The sequence below is a fragment of the Pseudomonas sp. KH_040 genome (genome assembly GCF_057839305.1).
Window position 1 is genome coordinate 4,264,606 of sequence record NZ_CM174487.1, and the last position, 21,864, is coordinate 4,286,469.

At 59.7% G+C, this 21,864-nt stretch carries 17 protein-coding genes; 12 read left to right on the forward strand and 5 right to left on the reverse strand.

Annotated features, from left to right (window positions below; genetic code table 11):
* Nucleotides 1–2 precede the first annotated feature (2 nt).
* From nuoE to AC3IUF_RS19025, 12 genes are all read left to right on the forward strand, one after another.
* Nucleotides 3–500 carry an NADH-quinone oxidoreductase subunit NuoE gene (nuoE, locus tag AC3IUF_RS18970; RefSeq protein ID WP_007920186.1) on the forward strand — a complete coding sequence of 166 codons (498 nt, stop codon included), beginning with the start codon at nt 3–5 and terminating at the stop codon, nt 498–500.
* A complete protein-coding gene (gene nuoF, locus AC3IUF_RS18975; RefSeq protein WP_007920184.1) occupies nt 497–1,852 on the forward strand; it encodes an NADH-quinone oxidoreductase subunit NuoF in 1,356 nt (451 codons plus the stop codon). The genes nuoE and nuoF overlap by 4 nt, the downstream gene beginning before the upstream one ends.
* A 136-nt stretch (nt 1,853–1,988) precedes the next feature.
* Nucleotides 1,989–4,703, forward strand: a complete 2,715-nt coding sequence (gene nuoG, locus AC3IUF_RS18980; RefSeq protein WP_095118220.1) for an NADH-quinone oxidoreductase subunit NuoG — start codon at nt 1,989–1,991, stop codon at nt 4,701–4,703.
* Nucleotides 4,700–5,707, forward strand: coding sequence for an NADH-quinone oxidoreductase subunit NuoH (gene nuoH, locus AC3IUF_RS18985; RefSeq protein WP_007920179.1), 1,008 nt, complete (start codon nt 4,700–4,702; stop codon nt 5,705–5,707). The genes nuoG and nuoH overlap by 4 nt, the downstream gene beginning before the upstream one ends.
* An 11-nt stretch (nt 5,708–5,718) precedes the next feature.
* The gene (gene nuoI / locus AC3IUF_RS18990) at nt 5,719–6,267 is read left to right on the forward strand and encodes an NADH-quinone oxidoreductase subunit NuoI (RefSeq protein ID WP_007920177.1); all 549 of its coding nucleotides are present in this window, start codon (nt 5,719–5,721) and stop codon (nt 6,265–6,267) included.
* A gap of 9 nt (nt 6,268–6,276) precedes the next feature.
* Nucleotides 6,277–6,777: an NADH-quinone oxidoreductase subunit J gene (gene nuoJ, locus AC3IUF_RS18995; RefSeq protein ID WP_007920176.1), complete on the forward strand. Its 501-nt coding sequence runs from the start codon at nt 6,277–6,279 to the stop codon at nt 6,775–6,777.
* A gap of 3 nt (nt 6,778–6,780) precedes the next feature.
* Nucleotides 6,781–7,089, forward strand: a complete 309-nt coding sequence (gene nuoK, locus AC3IUF_RS19000) for an NADH-quinone oxidoreductase subunit NuoK (RefSeq protein ID WP_003223790.1) — start codon at nt 6,781–6,783, stop codon at nt 7,087–7,089.
* The gene (gene nuoL, locus AC3IUF_RS19005; RefSeq protein ID WP_123376613.1) at nt 7,086–8,939 is read left to right on the forward strand and encodes an NADH-quinone oxidoreductase subunit L; all 1,854 of its coding nucleotides are present in this window, start codon (nt 7,086–7,088) and stop codon (nt 8,937–8,939) included. Before nuoK ends, nuoL begins: the two co-directional genes overlap by 4 nt.
* A gap of 39 nt (nt 8,940–8,978) precedes the next feature.
* Nucleotides 8,979–10,511, forward strand: a complete 1,533-nt coding sequence (nuoM, locus tag AC3IUF_RS19010) for an NADH-quinone oxidoreductase subunit M (protein WP_007920174.1) — start codon at nt 8,979–8,981, stop codon at nt 10,509–10,511.
* A gap of 7 nt (nt 10,512–10,518) precedes the next feature.
* Nucleotides 10,519–11,982 carry an NADH-quinone oxidoreductase subunit NuoN gene (gene nuoN / locus AC3IUF_RS19015; protein ID WP_007920173.1) on the forward strand — a complete coding sequence of 488 codons (1,464 nt, stop codon included), beginning with the start codon at nt 10,519–10,521 and terminating at the stop codon, nt 11,980–11,982.
* Nucleotides 11,983–12,655: 673 nt separating this feature from the next.
* A complete protein-coding gene (locus AC3IUF_RS19020) occupies nt 12,656–13,981 on the forward strand; it encodes an OprD family porin (protein WP_489278975.1) in 1,326 nt (441 codons plus the stop codon).
* Nucleotides 13,982–14,160: 179 nt separating this feature from the next.
* Nucleotides 14,161–15,372, forward strand: a complete 1,212-nt coding sequence (locus AC3IUF_RS19025) for an acyltransferase family protein (protein ID WP_489278976.1) — start codon at nt 14,161–14,163, stop codon at nt 15,370–15,372.
* A 391-nt stretch (nt 15,373–15,763) separates the two neighbouring features.
* Here the strand turns inward: AC3IUF_RS19025 and AC3IUF_RS19030 are convergent, their stop codons facing one another.
* The 5 genes from AC3IUF_RS19030 to AC3IUF_RS19050 all read right to left on the reverse strand — a co-directional run bounded on the left by AC3IUF_RS19030 (nt 15,764) and on the right by AC3IUF_RS19050 (nt 21,822).
* Nucleotides 15,764–16,144 (reverse strand): DUF6124 family protein, encoded by a 381-nt coding sequence (locus AC3IUF_RS19030; protein WP_160040970.1) that lies wholly within the window; start codon nt 16,142–16,144, stop codon nt 15,764–15,766.
* A 480-nt stretch (nt 16,145–16,624) separates the two neighbouring features.
* Nucleotides 16,625–16,957, reverse strand: a complete 333-nt coding sequence (locus tag AC3IUF_RS19035; RefSeq protein WP_489278978.1) for a DUF2790 domain-containing protein — start codon at nt 16,955–16,957, stop codon at nt 16,625–16,627.
* A 79-nt stretch (nt 16,958–17,036) separates the two neighbouring features.
* Nucleotides 17,037–17,240: a co-regulatory protein PtrA N-terminal domain-containing protein gene (locus AC3IUF_RS19040; RefSeq protein ID WP_160058632.1), complete on the reverse strand. Its 204-nt coding sequence runs from the start codon at nt 17,238–17,240 to the stop codon at nt 17,037–17,039.
* A gap of 223 nt (nt 17,241–17,463) precedes the next feature.
* Complete coding sequence (locus AC3IUF_RS19045; RefSeq protein WP_489278980.1) at nt 17,464–20,613, reverse strand: CusA/CzcA family heavy metal efflux RND transporter; 3,150 nt, start codon at nt 20,611–20,613, stop codon at nt 17,464–17,466.
* Between the two features lie 15 nt (nt 20,614–20,628).
* Entirely contained in the window at nt 20,629–21,822 is a 1,194-nt protein-coding gene (locus AC3IUF_RS19050; RefSeq protein ID WP_489278981.1) for an efflux RND transporter periplasmic adaptor subunit, read from the reverse strand.
* Nucleotides 21,823–21,864 lie beyond the last annotated feature (42 nt).

The window sequence follows — 21,864 nt, forward strand, 5'->3', positions numbered from 1 at the left end:
GCATGAACAGCACGCTTATCCAGACAGACCGTTTCACCCTCAGTGAAACCGAGCGCTCGGCCATCGAGCACGAGCTGCATCACTACGAAGACCCGCGCGCGGCGTCGATCGAAGCCCTGAAGATCGTTCAGAAAGAACGCGGCTGGGTGCCGGATGGCGCCCTGTACGCGATCGGCGAGATCCTCGGCATCCCGGCCAGCGACGTTGAAGGTGTGGCGACGTTCTATAGCCAGATTTTCCGTCAGCCGGTTGGCCGTCACATCATTCGCGTCTGCGACAGCATGGTCTGCTACATCGGCGGCCACGAGTCGGTGGTCAGCGAAATCCAGAACAATCTGGGCATCGGCCTGGGTCAGACCACCACCGACGGTCGTTTCACCCTGCTGCCGGTCTGCTGCCTCGGCAACTGCGACAAGGCACCGGCGCTGATGATCGACGACGACACCTTTGGTGATGTGCAGCCTGCTGGCGTCGCCAAACTGCTCGAGGGCTACGTATGACCCTGACATCTTTCGGCCCGGCCAACCGCATTCAGCGTTCGGCCGAGACTCACCCGCTGACCTGGCGTCTGCGTGACGACGGCGAAGCCGTTTGGCTCGACGAATACCAGGCCAAGAACGGTTACGCTGCGGCGCGCAAAGCCTTCGCCGACATGGATCAGGACGCCATCGTCCAGACCGTGAAAGACGCAGGCTTGAAAGGTCGCGGCGGTGCAGGCTTCCCCACGGGCGTGAAGTGGGGCCTGATGCCCAAAGACGAATCCATCAACATCCGCTACCTGCTGTGCAACGCGGATGAAATGGAGCCGAACACCTGGAAAGACCGCATGCTGATGGAGCAACTGCCCCATCTGCTGATCGAAGGCATGCTGATCAGTGCTCGCGCGCTGAAAACCTACCGTGGCTACATCTTCCTGCGTGGCGAGTACACCACCGCCGCCAAGCACCTCAACCGTGCCGTGGAAGAAGCCAAGGCTGCGGGCCTGCTGGGCAAGAACATTCTCGGCAGCGGTTTTGATTTCGAGCTGTTCGTCCACACCGGCGCCGGGCGTTATATCTGCGGTGAAGAAACCGCACTGATCAACTCCCTCGAAGGCCGCCGCGCCAACCCGCGCTCCAAGCCGCCCTTCCCTGCCGCCGTCGGCGTGTGGGGCAAGCCGACCTGCGTGAACAACGTGGAAACCCTGTGCAACGTGCCGGCGATCATTGCCGACGGCGTTGACTGGTACAAATCGTTGGCGCGCGAAGGCAGCGAAGACATGGGCACCAAGCTCATGGGCTTCTCCGGCAAGGTCAAGAATCCGGGCCTGTGGGAGCTGCCATTCGGCGTCACCGGTCGCGAGTTGTTCGAAGACTACGCCGGCGGTATGCGCGACGGCTTCAAGCTCAAGGCCTGGCAACCAGGTGGCGCCGGTACCGGTTTCCTCCTGCCAGAACACCTCGACGCACAAATGTACGCCGGCGGCATCGCCAAAGTAGGCACCCGTATGGGTACCGGCCTGGCCATGGCGGTGGACGACAGCGTCAACATGGTCTCCTTGCTGCGCAACATGGAGCAGTTCTTCGCTCGCGAGTCGTGCGGTTTCTGCACCCCGTGCCGCGATGGTTTGCCATGGAGCGTCAAGCTCTTGATGGCCATCGAACAAGGCCGCGGTCAGCCGGGCGATATCGAGACCCTGCTGGGTCTGGTCAACTTCCTCGGCCCGGGCAAGACCTTCTGTGCTCATGCACCGGGTGCCGTGGAGCCGTTGGGCAGTGCCATCAAATACTTCCGTCCAGAGTTCGAAGCCGGTATCGCGCCAGTCAGCGCCGCCGTCCCGCCTCTGGCAAGGCCGATCGTAATCGGCGCGTAAACGCTTAAAAAGGCGAAGGGTCCGTGCCCTTCGCCTTTCGTCCGATGACGCCTTTCGGGGCTGACTGGATTCGGACGGATAACAAGATTCCATTAGCCACGCCCGCTGACACCGGGCCAACGAAGACCTTTGAACCATGGCCACTATCCACGTAGACGGCAAAGCGCTCGAAGTCGACGGGGCAGACAACCTGTTACAGGCATGTCTGTCGCTGGGCCTCGACATCCCTTATTTCTGCTGGCACCCCGCGCTTGGTAGCGTCGGGGCTTGCCGCCAGTGCGCGGTCAAGCAGTACACCGACGAGAACGACACCCGTGGTCGCATCGTCATGTCCTGCATGACCCCGGCCACCGACAACACCTGGATCTCCATCGACGATGAAGAATCCAAGGCGTTCCGCGCCAGTGTTGTCGAATGGCTGATGACCAACCACCCGCACGACTGCCCTGTGTGCGAAGAAGGCGGTCATTGCCACCTGCAAGACATGACTGTGATGACCGGCCACAACGAGCGCCGTTATCGCTTCACCAAACGCACCCACCAGAACCAGCAACTGGGCCCGTTCATTTCCCACGAAATGAACCGCTGCATCGCTTGCTACCGCTGCGTGCGTTTCTACAAGGATTACGCTGGCGGCACCGACCTCGGTGTGTTCGGCGCCCACGACAACGTGTACTTCGGTCGCGTTGAAGACGGCACCCTCGAAAGCGAGTTCTCCGGCAACCTCACCGAGGTCTGCCCGACCGGTGTGTTCACCGACAAGACTCACTCCGAGCGTTACAACCGTAAATGGGACATGCAGTTCGCGCCGAGCATCTGCCATGGCTGCTCGAGCGGTTGCAACATCTCTCCGGGCGAGCGTTACGGCGAACTGCGTCGCATCGAAAACCGTTTCAACGGTTCGGTGAACCAGTACTTCCTGTGCGACCGTGGCCGTTTCGGTTATGGCTACGTCAACCGCACCGACCGTCCTCGTCAGCCACTGCTGGCCGACGGCACCAAGCTCGGTCTGGATGCTGCGCTGGATAAAGCTGCTGATCTGCTGCGCGGGCGCAACATCGTCGGTATCGGTTCGCCGCGCGCCAGCCTCGAAAGCAACTACGCGTTGCGCGAACTGGTCGGCGCCGAGCACTTCTACTCGGGTATCGAAGCCTCCGAACTGGAGCGCATCCGTCTGGTCCTGCAAGTGCTGAAAGACAGCCCGCTGCCAGTGCCGAACATGCGCGACATCGAAGACCACGACGCGATTTTCGTCCTCGGTGAAGACCTGACCCAGACCGCCGCCCGCGTGGCGCTGTCGCTGCGTCAATCGGTCAAAGGCAAAGCTGAAGACATGGCCGAAGCCATGCGCGTTCAGCCTTGGCTCGACGCGGCGGTGAAGAACATCGGTCAGCACGCGCTGAACCCGCTGTTCATCGCCAGCCTGGCGGAAACCAAGCTCGACGACATCGCTGAAGAATGCGTACACGCTGCTCCGGATGACCTGGCGCGCATCGGTTTCGCCGTTGCTCACGCACTGGACGCCAGCGCCCCGGCCGTTGAAGGTCTGGACGCTGAAGCACTGGAACTGGCTCAGCGCATCGCTGACGCCCTGCTCGCTGCAAAACGTCCGCTGATCATCGCCGGTACTTCGCTGGGCTCCAAAGCCTTGATCGAAGCCGCCGCGAACATCGCCAAAGCCCTGAAGCTGCGCGAGAAGAACGGTTCGATCAGCCTGATCGTGCCGGAAGCCAACAGCCTTGGTCTGGCCATGCTCGGTGGCGAATCGGTCGACGCGGCGCTGCAAGCTGTGATCGATGGCAAGGCCGACGCCATCGTCGTGCTGGAAAACGATCTGTACACCCGCACCGCCAAAGAAAAAGTCGATGCTGCACTGAACGCTGCGCAAGTGGTGATCGTTGCTGACCATCAGAAGACGGCTACCAGCGACCGCGCGCACTTGGTTCTGCCAGCCGCAAGCTTCGCTGAAGGCGACGGTACGCTGGTCAGCCAGGAAGGTCGCGCGCAGCGCTTCTTCCAGGTTTTCGACCCGCAATACATGGATGCGAGCATCCTGGTTCACGAAGGCTGGCGCTGGCTGCACGCCCTGCGCGCGACCCTGCTGAACCAGCCGATCGACTGGACGCAACTCGACCACGTCACCGCTGCCGTTGCTTCGAGCACCGAGCAACTGGCGCGTATCGTCGACGCTGCACCTTCGGCGGCATTCCGCATCAAGGGTCTGAAACTGGCGCGTGAGCCGCTGCGTTATTCCGGTCGCACCGCAATGCGCGCCGACATCAGCGTTCACGAACCGCGCACCCCGCAAGACAAAGACACCGCGTTCGCCTTCTCCATGGAAGGTTACTCGGGCTCTGCCGAACCGCGTCAGCAGGTACCATTTGCATGGTCGCCGGGCTGGAACTCGCCACAAGCGTGGAACAAGTTCCAGGACGAAGTCGGTGGTCACATCCGTGCAGGCGACCCGGGCACCCGCCTGATCGAAAGCACCGGTGATTCGCTGAACTGGTTCGCTGCAGCACCGCGCGCATTCAACCCGGCGCCGGGCACCTGGCAAGCCGTGCCGTTCTTCCACCTGTTCGGCAGCGAAGAAAACTCTTCGAAAGCCGCGCCGGTTCAAGAGCGTATTCCGGCTCCGTACGTTGCTCTGGCCAAGTCCGAAGCGGATCGTCTGGGCGTCAACGACGGTGCACTGCTGAGCCTGAACGTGGCTGGTCAGACCCTGCGTCTGCCGCTGCGCATCAATGAAGAACTGGGCGCCGGTCTGGTGGCATTGCCTGCGGGCATCGCCGGCATTCCACCGGCATTCGCCGGCGTATCCGTCGACGGTCTGCAGGAGGCAGCGCAATGACCTGGTTCACCCCTGAAGTGATCGATGTGATCCTCTCGGTCGTCAAAGCCATCGTGATTCTGCTGGCCGTGGTGGTCGCGGGCGCGTTGCTCAGCTTTGTCGAACGTCGCCTGCTGGGCTGGTGGCAGGACCGTTACGGTCCGAACCGCGTTGGCCCGTTTGGTATGTTCCAGATCGCCGCCGACATGCTGAAGATGTTCTTCAAGGAAGACTGGACCCCGCCGTTTGCCGACAAAGTGATCTTCACTTTGGCACCGGTGGTGGCGATGTCGGCCTTGCTGATCGCCTTTGCGATTATCCCGATCACCCCGACCTGGGGCGTCGCGGATCTGAACATCGGCCTGCTGTTCTTCTTCGCCATGGCCGGTCTGTCGGTCTACGCGGTGTTGTTCGCCGGTTGGTCGAGTAACAACAAGTTCGCCCTGCTCGGCAGCTTGCGTGCGTCGGCGCAGACCGTGTCCTACGAAGTGTTCATGGGCCTGGCCCTGATGGGCATCGTGGTTCAGGTCGGCTCGTTCAACATGCGCGACATCGTCGAGTACCAAGCGCAGAACCTGTGGTTCATCATTCCGCAGTTCTTCGGCTTCTGTACCTTCTTCATCGCTGGCGTCGCCGTGACTCACCGTCACCCGTTCGACCAGCCGGAAGCGGAACAGGAACTGGCCGACGGTTACCACATTGAATACGCCGGTATGAAATGGGGCATGTTCTTCGTCGGTGAATACATCGGCATCATCCTGATCTCGGCGCTGCTGGTCACCCTGTTCTTCGGTGGCTGGCACGGTCCGTTCGGCATCCTGCCGCAACTGGCCTTCGTCTGGTTCGCACTGAAGACCGCGTTCTTCATCATGCTGTTCATCCTGCTGCGCGCTTCCATCCCGCGTCCGCGTTATGACCAGGTGATGGATTTCAGCTGGAAATTCTGCCTGCCACTGACCCTGATCAATTTGCTGGTGACCGCTGCGGTCGTGTTGTGGAACACGCCTGCAGTCGCGGTTCAGTGAGGATTTGACCCATGTTCAAATATATTGGCGACATCGTTAAGGGTACTGGTACCCAGTTGCGCAGCCTGGTCATGGTCTTCGGCCATGGCTTTCGCAAGCGCGACACCCTGCAATACCCGGAAGAGGCGGTCTACCTGCCACCACGCTACCGTGGTCGCATCGTCCTGACCCGCGACCCCGATGGCGAAGAGCGTTGCGTTGCCTGCAACCTGTGCGCCGTGGCTTGCCCGGTGGGTTGCATCTCGCTGCAGAAAGCTGAAACCGAAGACGGTCGCTGGTACCCGGACTTCTTCCGTATCAACTTCTCGCGCTGCATTTTCTGCGGTCTCTGCGAGGAAGCCTGTCCGACCACCGCAATCCAGTTGACTCCGGATTTCGAGATGGCCGAGTTCAAACGTCAGGACCTGGTGTACGAGAAAGAAGATCTGTTGATCTCCGGCCCCGGCAAAAACCCTGATTACAACTTCTATCGTGTTGCAGGTATGGCAATCGCTGGCAAGCCGAAAGGCTCCGCGCAGAACGAAGCCGAACCGATCAACGTGAAGAGCTTGCTGCCTTAAGGAAGAACGATGGAATTCGCTTTCTATTTCGCATCGGGTATCGCTGTTGTGTCCACGCTTCGCGTAGTCACCAACACCAACCCTGTGCACGCCCTGCTCTACCTGATCATCTCGTTGATCGCCGTGGCCATGACCTTCTTCGCACTCGGCGCACCGTTCGCCGGCGTGCTGGAAGTGATCGCTTACGCCGGCGCCATCATGGTGCTGTTCGTGTTCGTGGTGATGATGCTGAACCTGGGTCCCGCCTCGGTTCAGCAAGAACGCGTCTGGCTCAAGCCCGGCATCTGGGCCGGTCCGGTGATTCTCGCCGCGCTGCTGCTGGCCGAACTGCTGTATGTGCTGTTCGCTCACCAGAGCGGTCAGGCCATCGGCCACACCACCGTAGACGCGAAAGCCGTGGGCATCAGCCTGTTCGGCCCGTACCTGCTGGTGGTCGAACTCGCCTCGATGCTGCTGCTCGCCGCAGCCGTCACGGCGTTCCATTTGGGCCGTAACGAGGCGAAGGAGTAAGTCATGCCTGCTATCCCTCTCGAACATGGATTGGCCGTTGCCGGCATCCTGTTCTGCCTTGGTCTGGTCGGCCTGATGGTCCGCCGCAACATTTTGTTCGTGTTGATGAGTCTGGAAGTAATGATGAACGCCTCTGCACTGGCGTTCATTGTTGCAGGCGCCCGTTGGGGCCAGCCGGATGGACAGATCATGTTCATCCTGGTGATCAGCCTTGCAGCCGCCGAGGCCAGTATTGGTCTGGCGATCCTGCTGCAACTGTATCGCCGCTTCCACACGCTCGATATCGACGCTGCCAGTGAGATGCGCGGATGAATCTTATCTTTCTGACTTTCGTATTCCCTCTGATCGGTTTCCTGCTGCTGTCGTTCTCCCGTGGACGCTGGTCGGAAAACCTCTCGGCGCTGATCGGCGTGGGTTCCATTGGCTTGTCGGCGATTGTCGCCGCCTACGTCATCTGGCAATTCAACGTCGCGCCACCGGAAGGCGGTCACTACACCCTGGTGCTGTGGAAGTGGATGGCGGTCGAAGGCTTCAAGCCTGACTTCGCCCTCTACATCGACGGCCTGTCGATCACCATGCTCGGCGTGGTCGTTGGCGTGGGTTTCCTGATCCACCTGTTCGCGTCCTGGTACATGCGTGGCGAAGCGGGTTACTCGCGCTTCTTCTCGTACACCAACCTGTTTATCGCCAGCATGCTGTTCCTGGTGCTCGGCGATAACCTGTTGTTCCTGTACTTCGGCTGGGAAGGCGTGGGCCTGTGCTCGTACCTGTTGATCGGTTTCTACTACAGCAACCGCAACAACGGTAACGCCGCACTCAAGGCCTTCATCGTGACCCGGATCGGCGACGTGTTCATGGCCATCGGCCTGTTCATCCTGTTCCAGCAAGTGGGCACGTTGAACATCCAGGAACTGCTGGTGCTGGCACCGCAGAAATTCCAGGTCGGCGACTTCTGGATCACTCTGGCAACGCTGATGCTGCTGGGTGGTGCGGTCGGTAAATCGGCACAACTGCCGCTGCAAACCTGGCTCGCGGACGCGATGGCTGGCCCGACCCCGGTTTCGGCACTGATCCACGCCGCAACCATGGTTACCGCTGGTGTTTACCTGATCGCCCGTACCCACGGTCTGTTCACCCTGGCGCCGGAAATCCTCCATCTGGTGGGCATCGTCGGTGGTGTGACGCTGGTTCTGGCAGGTTTCGCCGCACTGGTACAAACCGACATCAAACGTATCCTCGCCTACTCGACCATGAGCCAGATCGGCTACATGTTCCTGGCGCTGGGCGTTGGCGCCTGGGATGGCGCGATTTTCCACCTGATGACCCACGCCTTCTTCAAGGCCCTGCTGTTCCTTGCTTCCGGTGCGGTGATCGTTGCCTGCCACCACGAGCAGAACATCTTCAAGATGGGCGGTCTGTGGAAAAAACTGCCACTGGCCTACGCCAGCTTCATCGTTGGTGGTGCTGCGCTGGCCGCTCTGCCACTGGTCACCGCCGGCTTCTACTCCAAGGACGAAATCCTTTGGGAAGCGTTCGCCAGCGGCAACCACGGTCTGCTCTACGCAGGTCTGGTCGGCGCGTTCATGACTTCGCTGTACACCTTCCGCCTGATCTTCATCACGTTCCACGGTGAAGCCAAGACTGAAGCCCACGCCGGTCACGGCATCTCGCACTGGCTGCCACTGTCGGTGCTGATCGTACTGTCGACGTTCGTCGGCGCGATGATCGTGCCACCGCTGCACGGCGTTCTGCCAGAAAGCGTTGGCCATGCCGGTGGCGAAGCCAAGCACAGTCTGGAAATCGCTTCGGGCGCCATCGCCCTGGCCGGTATCCTGCTGGCAGCGCTGCTGTTCCTCGGCAAGCGTCGCTTCGTCACGGCCATCGCCAACAGCGGCATCGGCCGTTTCCTTTCGGCCTGGTGGTTCGCTGCCTGGGGCTTCGACTGGATCTACGACAAACTGTTCGTCAAACCTTACCTGGCGATCAGCCACGTACTGCGCAAAGACCCGCTCGACCAGACCATCGGTCTGATCCCGCGTATGGCCAAGGGTGGTCACACCGCCCTGAGCCGCACCGAGACCGGTCAACTGCGTTGGTACGCTGCTTCGATGGCTGCTGGTGCCGTGCTGGTTATCGGCGCCATCGTGCTGGTAGCGGTCTGATATGAACCTTGCGAATTTGCGAAAGGAAACGAGCCCGTCATGATTCTGCCTTGGCTAATCCTGATCCCCTTCATCGGCGGCCTGCTGTGCTGGATGGGTGAGCGCTTCGGCGCTACCCTCCCGCGCTGGATTGCGCTGTTGACCATGACCCTGGAACTCGCCCTCGGCCTCTGGCTGTGGGCCCACGGTGACTATTCATTTGCGCCGGCGCCTGGCGCCGATCCGACCTGGGCGCTTGAGTTCAAGCATGTCTGGATCCAGCGCTTCGGCATCAACGTGCACCTGGCCCTCGACGGCCTGTCGCTGTTGATGATCCTGCTGACCGGTCTGCTGGGTATCCTCTCGGTACTCTGCTCGTGGAAAGAGATTCAACGTCACGTTGGCTTCTTCCACCTGAACCTGATGTGGATCCTGGGCGGCGTTGTCGGCGTGTTCCTCGCCCTCGACCTGTTCATGTTCTTCTTCTTCTGGGAAATGATGCTGGTGCCGATGTACTTCCTCATCGCGCTCTGGGGTCACAGTTCTTCGGACGGCAAGAAAACCCGGATCTACGCAGCGACCAAGTTCTTCATCTTCACTCAGGCTTCCGGCCTGATCATGCTGGTGGCGATCCTCGGTCTGGTGCTGGTCAACTTCAACAACACTGGCGTGATCACCTTCAACTACGCCGACCTGTTGAAAACCAAGATGTCGATGACCACCGAGTACATTCTGATGCTCGGCTTCTTCATCGCCTTCGCGGTCAAGCTGCCGGTGGTTCCGTTCCACTCGTGGTTGCCTGATGCCCACGCCCAGGCGCCGACTGCCGGTTCCGTCGACCTCGCCGGTATCTTGCTGAAAACCGCAGCCTACGGTCTGCTGCGTTTCGCCCTGCCGCTGTTCCCGAATGCTTCGGCCGAGTTTGCGCCGATCGCCATGACCCTCGGTCTGATCGGGATCTTCTACGGTGCGTTCCTCGCTTTCGCACAAACCGACATCAAGCGTCTGATTGCCTTCTCGTCCGTTTCCCACATGGGCTTCGTGTTGATCGGCATCTACTCCGGCAGCCAACTGGCTCTGCAAGGTGCAGTGATCCAGATGTTGGCGCACGGTGTGTCGGCGGCGGCACTGTTTATCCTCAGCGGTCAGTTGTACGAGCGTCTGCACACTCGTGACATGCGTGAGATGGGCGGTGTGTGGTCGCGTATCGCTTACCTGCCGGCAATCAGCCTGTTCTTTGCAGCCGCTTCTTTGGGTCTGCCGGGTACCGGTAACTTTGTCGGTGAGTTCCTGATCCTGATCGGCTCCTTCGCAAGCTGGCCGTGGATCACCGCGATTGCCACCTCCGGTCTGGTGTTCGGTTCGGTCTACTCGCTGATCATGATCCACCGTGCCTACTTCGGTCCGGCGAAATCGGATTCGATCCTGCACGGTATGGACGCTCGCGAACTGATCATGGTGCTAGGCCTTGCGGTATTGCTGATCTACATCGGCGTCTACCCGCAACCGTTCCTCGACACGTCTGCCGCCACGATGCATGGCGTGCAGCAGTGGCTCGGCACCGCCTTCACTCAACTCGCTTCGGCCCGGTAAGAGCGCTATGGAATTCACGATTCAACACTTTATTGCGCTTGCGCCACTGTTGATCACCAGCCTCACCATTATCGTGGTGATGCTGGCAATCGCCTGGCGCCGCAACCACTCGCAGACCTTCCTGATCTCGGTCGCCGGTCTGAACCTAGCCTTGCTGTCGATCCTGCCAGCCCTGAAAGTCGCGCCTCTGGCCGTGACTCCACTGCTGCAAATCGACACCTTCGCTTGCCTGTACATGGCGCTGATCCTGGTCGCCACCCTCGCCTGCGTCACCCTCGCCCACGCCTACTTGGGTGATGGCGGTTCGGGTTACCCGGGCAACCGTGAAGAACTCTACCTGCTGATCCTGATGGCAGCCGCCGGCGGTCTGGTTCTGGTCAGCGCGCAGCACCTGGCCGGTTTGTTCATCGGTCTGGAACTGCTCTCGGTACCGGTTTACGGTCTGGTGGCTTACGCCTTCTTCAACAAGCGTTCGCTGGAAGCCGGCATCAAATACATGGTGCTGTCGGCCGCCGGTTCCGCATTCCTGTTGTTCGGTATGGCGCTGCTGTACGCAGACTCGGGTTCGCTGAGCTTCGTTGGCATCGGTCAGGCATTGGCTGCGACTGGCCTGCCTAGCTCGCTGGCACAACTGGGCCTGGGCATGATGCTGATCGGTCTGGCGTTCAAGCTATCGCTGGTACCGTTCCACCTGTGGACGCCGGACGTTTACGAAGGTGCACCGGCTCCAGTGGCTGCGTTCCTTGCGACCGCTTCGAAGGTTGCGGTGTTTGCGGTGATGGTGCGTCTGTTCCAGATCTCCCCTGCCGCCAGCAGTGGCGTGCTGAGCGACGTGCTGACCGTCATCGCGATCGCCTCGATCCTGTTCGGTAACCTGCTGGCCCTGACCCAGAGCAACCTCAAGCGTCTGCTCGGTTACTCGTCCATCGCGCACTTCGGCTACCTGCTGATCGCGCTGGTGGCGAGCAAGGGTCTGGCGGTGGAAGCCATCGGCGTGTACCTGGTCACCTACGTGATCACCAGCCTCGGCGCCTTCGGCGTGATCACCCTGATGTCCTCGCCGTACAACGGCCGTGACGCGGATGCGCTGTACGAATACCGCGGCCTGTTCTGGCGCCGTCCGTACCTGACCGCCGTGCTGACCGTAATGATGCTGTCGCTGGCGGGTATCCCGCTGACCGCTGGCTTCATCGGCAAGTTCTACATCATCGCTACCGGTGTTGAATCGCATCAGTGGTGGTTGGTCGGTTCGCTGGTGCTGGGCAGCGCCATCGGCGTCTTCTACTACCTGCGCGTGATGGTCACCCTGTACCTGATCGAGCCAAACCTGCGTCGCCACGACGCCCAGCTGCACTGGGAACAGAAGGCAGGCGGCGTGATGCTGCTGGCCATCGCCCTGGTCGCGTTCTTCCTGGGTGTGTACCCGCAGCCATTGCTGACTCTGGTTCAGCAGGCGGGTCTGGCGGGCTGATTGCTTGGCTGGCTAGAAATGAAAACGGCACCTTCGGGTGCCGTTTTTGTTTTTGCGGGATTTAACGTCAAAAGATCGCAGCCTGCGGCAGCTCCTACATTGGGATGGTATGCGGTCTGTAGGAGCTGCCGCAGGCTGCGATCTTTTGACTTACTACACTCTCCCCTTTTCAGGAATTTGCCTGCAAAGCGGTGAGCAATGGCTGACATTCCGTAGAAGACATTTGTAGTTAAATTTGAGGATCACCTATCAAGTGGAGATCCACGAACCATGAATCGGGATATTTATTCACAATTGATGGATGGCCTTGATGCGTTAAGCGAAGAACGCCAAGGCAAAATCACCCTGAAGAAGACGTGTAGAACGGATCGGCGCCATGAAGGGCAAACTCATACTTCCCACCGAATCACACGGCTTGCTGGATACCTTCGAAAGATAAGAGCCACATCCGCTCACATGTGATCTATCAGAATCACCCGGATAACTGTGGGAGCGTGGCGCTCACTCAATCCATATAACCACATGACGAAATTGTAATTCCCTCATCACCTTGGCGTTATCCGCAGCTTGCAACGATGTCACCCGGCGACCAATGCCGGCGGGCCCTGCCCCGTCGAACAATAAAACCCACGCCGAAGCACGTTCCCGCTCTGCCGAACCCAAGGAGTGTTTGATGGTTAACCCTACAAAAATATCGATGGCCGCTTTAGCGGTGGTGGTCGGCGCCGGGCCGTCCACGGTGTTTGCTGAAGACAAGCCTGAAGGCTTTGTCGAAGGCAGCAGCCTGACAGTGCTCAACCGCAACTTCTACTTCAATCGTGATCATCGCAACGGCCAGTCCAGCCCAACCGGCAACGGTTACTCCGAGGCTTGGGCGCATGCCGTGATCAGCAAGTTCGAATCCGGTTTCACCCAAGGCACCGTCGGGGTCGGTGTTGATGCGTTTGCAATGATCGGGCTGAAACTCGACACCGGTGACGGCCGCAACGGTGGGCGCAGTTCGTTTGATGTGTTGCCGGTCAACAGCGACGGCGAGGCGCGGGACGAATACACCAAGGTCGGCGGCGCTGCGAAAATCCGGGCGTTCGATACGGTGGTCAAGGTCGGTGATGTGTTTCCGGCCAACCCGGTGGTCGCGGCAGGTGACTCGCGCTTGTTGCCGGAGAGCTTTCGCGGGGTGACGGCGACCAACACCAGTATCGAAGGCCTGTCGGTGCAGGGCGGACGGTTACATGCGATGAGCCAACCGGTGTCGAGTGACATGCGCGAGAACTTCGCCACGTTCTACGCCGGCCCGGTCAACTCGCCGTGGATCGCTTATGGCGGCGGCGATTATGTGCTGAACAAAAACCTCAGTTTCAGCCTGTACTCCAGCCGTCTGAAGGATGCGTGGAATCAGTACTACGCAGGCACCGCTTGGACCTATCCGCTGTCCGATGACCTGTCGCTGTTCGGTGGTCTGAACTATTACAAGGCCGTCGATGAAGGCAAACAACTGCTCGGCGAGTTCGACAACAACATCTGGAGCGGCCGCGTTGGCGTCAAGCTTGGTGCCCACTCCGTCGCCCTCTCCCACCAGCGCAACAACGGTAATGACGACTTCGATTACCTGCGCCAGTCCGACTCGATCTTCCTCGACAACTCCATCCAGTACAGCGACTTCAACTCGCCGAAAGAACGTTCGTGGATGGTGCGTTATGACCTCGACATGAGCACTTACGGCGTGCCGGGTTTGTCGTTCATGACCCGTTACGCGCGCGGCACCGACGCCGATTATTCCAACGCCAACGCCGTGTACATGCGCCGCGATGCCGAGGGTAATCCGCTGACCGATCAGAGGCGCTGGGAGCGCGATGTGGAAGTCAAATACGTGGTGCAGAGCGGTTCGTTGAAAGACCTCTCGCTGCGCCTGCGCCAGGCCACCACCCGCGCCACCGCGTTCGAGTCGGACCTGGAGGAAGTGCGAGTGATTGTCGAGTACCCACTGGCCATTCTCTGACTGCATGGTCGATGAACATTCACCTTTAGAAGCTCCTTGCTCCTTTGGTAAGAGGTGAATCTTTTGGCGTCCTTCGGGGCGCTTTTTTTTGCTCTGCACAAAGCCATCGTTGGCTTGACCGCAGCGCCGGCCACCTGCCATCTTCACCTGCGCTGAACAACAAGAATAACGAGGGACCGATGAGTAGCCGCAAGAACCTGGAAATCGAGTACCTGCGAGGCGCGGCCGTCGGCCTGACCTTTTTCAGCCATGTCACCATGATGCTGCCGTTCCATACCGACACGCTGCTGAGGATGTTCTCGATTTTCATGCCGTGGACCGGGGTGGACCTGTTCTTCTGCATTTCCGGTTTCGTGGTGAGCAAGGCTTATCTGGACTACTTCGACAAGCACCGCGCGCAGGGTCAGTTTGGTCTGGCCGCCGCGTGTTTCTGGTTGCGGCGCGCCTACCGTCTCTTGCCCACAGCCTGGCTGTGGATGCTCATACCGCTGTGCTTCTCTCTCGTTTTCAACCAGTCGAACGCCTTCGGTTCATGGTTCGACAACCTGCGCAGCTTCACCGCTGTTGCGACCTTCAGCGCAAACCTGGCACATGGTTACGGCTCACTATTGGCTTCCAGCCCGCACTACTGGAGTCTGGCGCTTGAGGAGCAGTTCTACTTCGTCTTGCCGTTTTTTCTGTTGTTTATCACGGCGCCGCGCTGGCGGGTCATTGCCCTGTTCGCGCTGATTGCCTTGCAGTTCGGTCTGGACCGCAACCCGTTCGGCACCCCGGCCAGCACCATGCTCACCAACTTCCGCCTCGACGCCATGCTCTGGGGAATTCTCCTGTGCCTGTTCACACGTAGCCGCCTCTATCAGCAGATAGAACCGCTCGGATTGGCTCAGGGGCCATTCAAGCCTCTGCTGTGCACGCTGTTTCTGCTCTACATGCTCGGCGCCGTGGCCATACAACTGATTGCTCTGCCGATTGCCGTGGGCATGGTCGCGATCATCGCGGTCGTGATTGTCTGGCTGGCGAGTTACCAGAAAGGCTACATCTATTGCCCGCTGTTCATGCGCGGTTTCATGCAGTGGCTCGGCTCGCGGTCGTATGGCCTGTACGTGATCCACGTGTTTACCAATCACCTGAGCACCGAAATCTGGACGCGTGTGGCGGCGAGTCAGGGCGTGCCGCTGGATGGGCGTTTTACCCTTGAGCTGATCGTCACGTCGGTGGTTGTGCTGGTGATCTTGAGTGAACTCAATTACCGCTTTATCGAAACGCCGCTGCGTCTGCGCGGCGCAGAGATTGCCCGACGCAAACTGAACCATGAGTCCGCGTCAGTGCCGGCCGTTGCGGTTGATGCAAATTCACCTTTAGAAGCGCCTTGCTCCTTTGGTAAGAGATGAATCTATTGGCGTCCTTTTTGCTCGGCGTTGTGCAGTGGTTATGTTTTCCAGGTTCAGGCCCGGCCCTCACCCTAGCCCTCTCCCAGAGGTAGAGGGGACTGACCGAGTTGGTTGTCGAAGATACATCGACCTGAAAAACCGAGGCGTACTGTGGTTTTGAATGGCTTTAAGATCTGCTCCCTTTCCCCCTCGCCCCCCTGGGAGAGAGGGGACTGACCGAGTTGGTTGTCGAAGATACATCGACCCGAAAAACCTAGGCGTACTCTGATTTTGAAGGGCTTGAAGATCTGCTCCCTTTCCCCCTCGCCCCCCTCGGGGGAGAGGGCTGGGGTGAGGGGGCAGGATTTTGAGGTCAACGCAAAAACAACGGCTAAAAACTGGCCATTGATAACTACGCGTTTGGATCTACGTTATCCAGTGCTTTGTTAACCGCCAGTTCGCCGAGCATGACGACCTGCGCGATACCCAGCAGGGTCTTGCGATGGGTGCCTTCCAGCATCGCCGCGAAGTCACCGAGCATCACTGTGGCAGAAGACAGCGATTCGCTGGCGTTGGCCAGTAATGATTCGGTATCGGCTTTGGGATTGACCAGGAACATCTGGTTGGGGATGTATGGCGCGGACATGATGGCGGCTGAGGGTTTGAGGTAGAAATCGAGGGCGCGGTCGGCGGCTTCGTGGAGTTTTCGGGTGTCGACGGAGGCGTAGGGGGATGTTGAGTTGGCGTCCGGGATTGCGTCTGTTTCGGGGGGATTGGGTGTTGGCTTTTTCATGATATTTCTCCTTCATAACGTTGAAGCTGATCCATTCGGTTCCACGCGAAGGGGTGGCAGCTGTACGCAGGTTGGAACCCGGGGAACGGAGAAACCCGGCAGACTCGAAAGTCTCCCGCGCACAGCCGCCATAACAGACTGCACACCATGAAGATGAGCAAGCATACGTCATGAAAGACGCTTTGGCGCTGACACGTTCTCCGGGGTTCCAATCCCGATCGCTGAATTGGCAGCGACCCGCACAGGCTAGAGAGCTGACGTCCGACGGACAACCTGAAAACATTGTGGGAAGGTTCCGCGATTCCCACACAACCTTTAAACATCACGAATTGAAATACGCATCGTGATATTGAACATCAACCCTGTAGGAGCTGCCGAAGGCTGCGATCTTTTGATCTTGATCTTGATCGTTAAAATCAAAGTCAAAAGATCGCAGCCTTCGGCAGCTCCTACAGGGGACCGCGATTAGACGTTACAGATTCAGCTCCCGCCGTTCCGACACACGCCCATCACGTTGTACTTGATGGTGTTGAGCTGACCTTTGGAGTCCTCGTAGGTCATCGCGGTGGGCACGACATTGCACGCAGCCTGTGGCTTCACCACGCTCACCACTTTGACCACGTCCAGCTTCATGCCATACGCGTAATCCTTCACCACCGGCGGCGCTTTGCCCTGGTTGGCGGCGTACTGTTCCATGGCTTTGGCGTTGGCGCTGAGTGCGCGTTCGAAAGTGCGATCACCGCCACCTTCAGCCAGCACATTCACAGACATCGCCATGACAGCGGCGAATGCGATCAACTTGAGTACTTTCATATCCATTTCCTTCCCGTCCGGGCGTAAAAAAAAGCCCGGCATCGATGCGCGATAACGGGCTTGTTCAGATGCAGCAGGCTTACAGATCGCGGGTCTTGTCATCTTTCTTGTCGTTGACGACCACCGGGTTGCCGGCGGCTTTTTCCTTGGCGACGAAGAGCTCCATGGAACGGTCGTTGCTGGTCATCATCCGCTCGAATGTGCGGTCGCCACCGCCTTCGGCCAAGGCCACGGAAGAGATCGCCAACGCCACAACAAAAGTACCCATCTGTACGATTTTCATCTTTGATTCCTCGTTTAAGTAACTGACGGGATCAAGGTAACAATCCGAACCTATCGTCACGGTGGCGGGGAAATTACATATCCGTTATCTCCCGGACACACTTCTGAAGTCGAACACAAAACCTGTAGGAGTGAGCCTGCTCGCGATAGCGGTGGGTCAGTCAATGTAGATCTGACTGATAGACCGCTATCGCGAGCAGGCTCACTCCTACAGAGGGGATTACCTATTTAGCTGGAACCGCGTCCTCATCCCGGCGATGGGCGAGTTGGTAGAGCGCCGGCAAGATCAGCAGCGTCAGGATCGTGGAAGACAGAATCCCGCCGATCACAACGGTTGCCAGTGGTCGCTGCACCTCCGCGCCGGTACCGGTCGCAAGCGCCATCGGGATAAACCCCAGCGACGCCACCAACGCCGTCATCAACACCGGCCGCAGACGCGTCAACGCACCTTCGTTAATGGCATCGGACAACGACCGCCCCTCTTCCCGCAAATTACGAATAAACGCAATCATCACCAACCCGTTCAACACCGCCACCCCGGACAACGCGATAAACCCGACACCCGCCGAAATCGACAGCGGAATATCGCGCAACCACAACGCCATGACCCCGCCGGTCAGCGCAAACGGAATCCCGGTAAACACCAGCAAACCGTCCTTCAAGTTGTTGAACATCATGAACAACAACCCGAACACCAACAGCAGCGCCACCGGCACGACAATCTGCAAGCGTTTGGCCGCTGATTGCAGTTGTTCGAACTGCCCGCCCCAACTGGTCCAGTAACCGGCCGGCACCTGCACGTCACGCTCGATCACCTCGCCCGCCTCTGCGACGAATGAACCGATATCCCGCCCGCGCACGTTGGCGCTGACGATCACCAGGCGCTTGCCGTTTTCGCGGCTGACCTGATTCGGCCCCAGCACCAAGTCGAGGCTGGCGACATCTTGCAGTGCGATGAAACCGATCTGATTGGCCGAGCCACTAACGGCCGGCACCGGAATCAGCAGCGCCGACAAGCCGTCGATATCCTTGCGCATGGCATCGGACAAGCGCACGACCATATCGAAACGCCGGTCACCCTCATACAACGTCCCGGCCTGACGCCCGCCGACCGCAACGGCAATGGTGTCCTGCACATCACCGACATTCAGCCCATATCGCGCAGCCTTGTCGCGATCAATGTTGATGGTCAGCACCGGCAGCCCGGTGGTTTGTTCGACCTTCACTTCAGAGGCACCGTTGACCTTCTGCATCGCCGCAGCAATCTTCGCCGCCGTGGCATTGAGCACGTCCATATCATCACCGAACACCTTCACTGCAACGTCACTGCGCACACCGGAGATCAATTCGTTGAAACGCAACTGAATCGGCTGCGACAGCTCATAGTTGCTGCCCGGCAACATCGCGGCCGCAGCTTGCAGTTCGGCCATCAGGGTTTCGCGGGACTTGCCCGGATCCGGCCACTGCTCTTTCGGTTTGAGCATCACATAGCTGTCGGAGATATTCGGCGGCATCGGATCGGAGGCGATTTCGGCGGTGCCGGTACGGGCAAAAACACGTTCGACTTCCGGCACCTTCGCCAGTATCAACGTCTCCAAGCGCTGCTGCATGTCCACCGATTGCGTCAGGCTGGTGCCCGGCACGCGCAACGCTTGCAAAGCAAAATCCCCTTCGCTGAGGCTCGGCACAAACTCGCTGCCCATACGACTGGTGAGCACACCGCTAAGCACGATCACGCCCAAAGCAGCGCCCACCGCGACAGCACGATGACTCATCACCCACGCCAGCGCCGGCGCATAAACGCGACGTGCGCCGCGCATCACCGCGCCCTCTTCTTCCTTGACCTTGCCGGTTACGAACAACGCTATCGCCGCCGGCACAAAGGTCACGGAAAGCAACATCGCGCCAAGCAAAGCGATGACCACCGTGAACGCCATCGGGTGGAACATTTTCCCTTCGACGCCGCTGAGCGCGAAGATCGGCAGGTACACGACCATGATGATCAACTGGCCGAAAATAAGCGGTCGCCGCGCCTCTTTCGCCGCCGCGAACACTTCCTTGAACCGCTCGGCACGGGTCAGCAAACGGCCGTGATGCTGCTGCGCATGGGCCAACCTACGCAGGGTGTTTTCGACAATCACCACCGCGCCGTCGACGATGATGCCGAAGTCGAGCGCGCCGAGGCTCATCAGGTTGGCGCTGACCTTGTTGCTGAACATCCCGGTGAAGGTGAACAGCATCGACAGCGGAATCACCATCGCGGTAATCAGCGCCGCGCGGATGTTGCCGAGGAACAGGAACAGAATCGCGATCACCAGAATCGCGCCTTCGATGAGGTTCTTTTTCACCGTGGCGATGGCTTTGTCGACCAGGTGCGTGCGGTCGTACACCGGCACGGCGATCACGCCTTGCGGCAGGGATTTGTTGATCTGTTCGAGCTTGCTGGCGACCGCTTGCGAGACCGTGCGGCTGTTCTCGCCGATCAACATGAACACCGTGCCGAGCACCACTTCACGACCGTTTTCCGTGGCCGCACCGCTGCGCAATTCGCGGCCGATTTCCACGGTGGCGACGTTCTTCACCCGGATCGGTGTACCGTCGACATTGGCCATGACGATGTTGGCGATGTCCTCGGTGCTCGCCACTTGTCCCGGCGCGCGGATCAGCAATTGCTCGCCGCTGCGCTCGATGTAACCGGCGCCGACGTTGGCGTTGTTGCGCTCCAGCGCGGTGACCAGATCGGTGAGGGTCAGCTTGTACGCCGCCAGGCGTTTCGGGTCCGGCGCAATCTGGTATTCCTTGGCGAAACCACCGATGGTGTTGATCTCGGCCACGCCCGGGACGTTGCGCAATTGCGGTTTGATGATCCAGTCCTGAATCACCCGCAGATCGGTCGGCGTGTACGCACTGCCGTCGTCCTTCAGTGCGCCCTCCTTCGCCTCGACCGTCCATAAAAAGATCTCGCCGAGGCCGGTGGAAATCGGCCCCATCACCGCTTCCGCGCCTTCGGGCAATTGCTCCTTGGCGATCTGCAGACGCTCGTTGACCAATTGGCGGGCGAAGAACAGGTCAGTGCCGTCCTTGAAGATCACCGTGACCTGCGACAGGCCCGAGCGCGACAGTGAACGGGTCTGTTCGAGTGCCGGCAGACCGGCCATCGCGGTTTCAATCGGGAAGGTGATGCGCTGTTCGGTTTCCAGCGGCGAGAACCCGGCGGCGCCGGTGTTGATCTGTACCTGGACGTTGGTGATGTCGGGCACGGCGTCGATCGGCAGCTTTTGATAACTGGCAATGCCGAGGCCGGCCATGAGCAAAACGGCGAGCAGGACGATGATGCGCTGCTCGATGGCAAACTGGATCAGGCGTTCGAACATGAGGACCTTCCAGAATTAATGACTGTGCTCGGCTGAGGCTTTGCCCAGCTCCGATTTGAGGACGAAGCTGCCGGCGCTGGCGACTTGCGCGCCCGGTTCCAGCCCTTGAGTAATTTCCACATGGCCGGCGGCACGGCTGCCCAGCTCTACTGCTCGAGCTTCGAAACCATCGTCGGTACGCACGAACACCGTGGGTTTGTCCTCGACGGTCTGGATCGCGGTTTCCGGTACCGCGACTTTCGCTTCGCGGCTGTCGGTCGCCACCAGCGCGGTGACGAAAAGCCCGGGGCGCCAAGAGCCTTGCGGGTTTTCCAAGGTGACGCGAACAGTTGCGGTGCGGGTTTGCTCGCCGAGCAAACTGCCGACGTAAGCCACACTACCGACCACTTCCGCGTTCAATTCCGGGGCGCTGACGGTGACCGCTTTGCCTACTTGAACCTTGTTCAGATCCTTCGGTGAAACACCGAACGTGACCCACACTCGCGACAGATCCGAGAGCGTGAACGCCGCTGTACTTTCATCAACGACTTCCCCCGGCGTCAGGTGTTTTTCCACGACCACGCCGTCGAACGGTGCGCGCAATTCGTAGCGGTTGCCGCCAGTGGCGACCACGCTGCCGCTGAGCACGCTGATCTTTTGCCGTGCATTGCTCACGGCAATTTCCGCTTCTTGCAAGGCCTGGCGCGCCTGCAGGAAGTCCTGCTCGGCGGAGATCTTGTCCTGCCACAGCTTTTTCTCGCGCTCATAGGTGGTGCGCGCCAAGGCCAGGCGACGCTGCGCGGCGGCCTGCTCGCTGCGTTGATCGGAGATCTGCTGACTGGCGATCACCGCCAGTAACTGGTCCTTCTTCACGGTTTGCCCGAGGTTGACCGCCACCGACTCGACGACACCCGGAACGCGCGGCACGACGTGGGCGGTGCGGTCTTCGTCGAAGCGCACTTCGCCGGGGAATGGCAGGCCGCGGCTGATGCTATGCGCCTTCGCTTCGGCGAGTTGAATACCGGCAGCCGTGATCTGTTCGGCGCTCAATTCGATGTGCCCTTCTTCGGCATGCTCGCCATCCGCGGCTGCGCCTTCTTCAGCGTGATCGGCATGTTCGGCAGCCTCATCGGCGTGGGCATCGATGCTTGCGTTACCTGACCACTGCGAGCCGATACCAATGCCCAGCGCCAACGTCGCCACCGCGACAATCATCAATTTTTTATCCATGGAAACTCCTCTGCGTCATACCTGCGCGCAGTGATGTAAAAA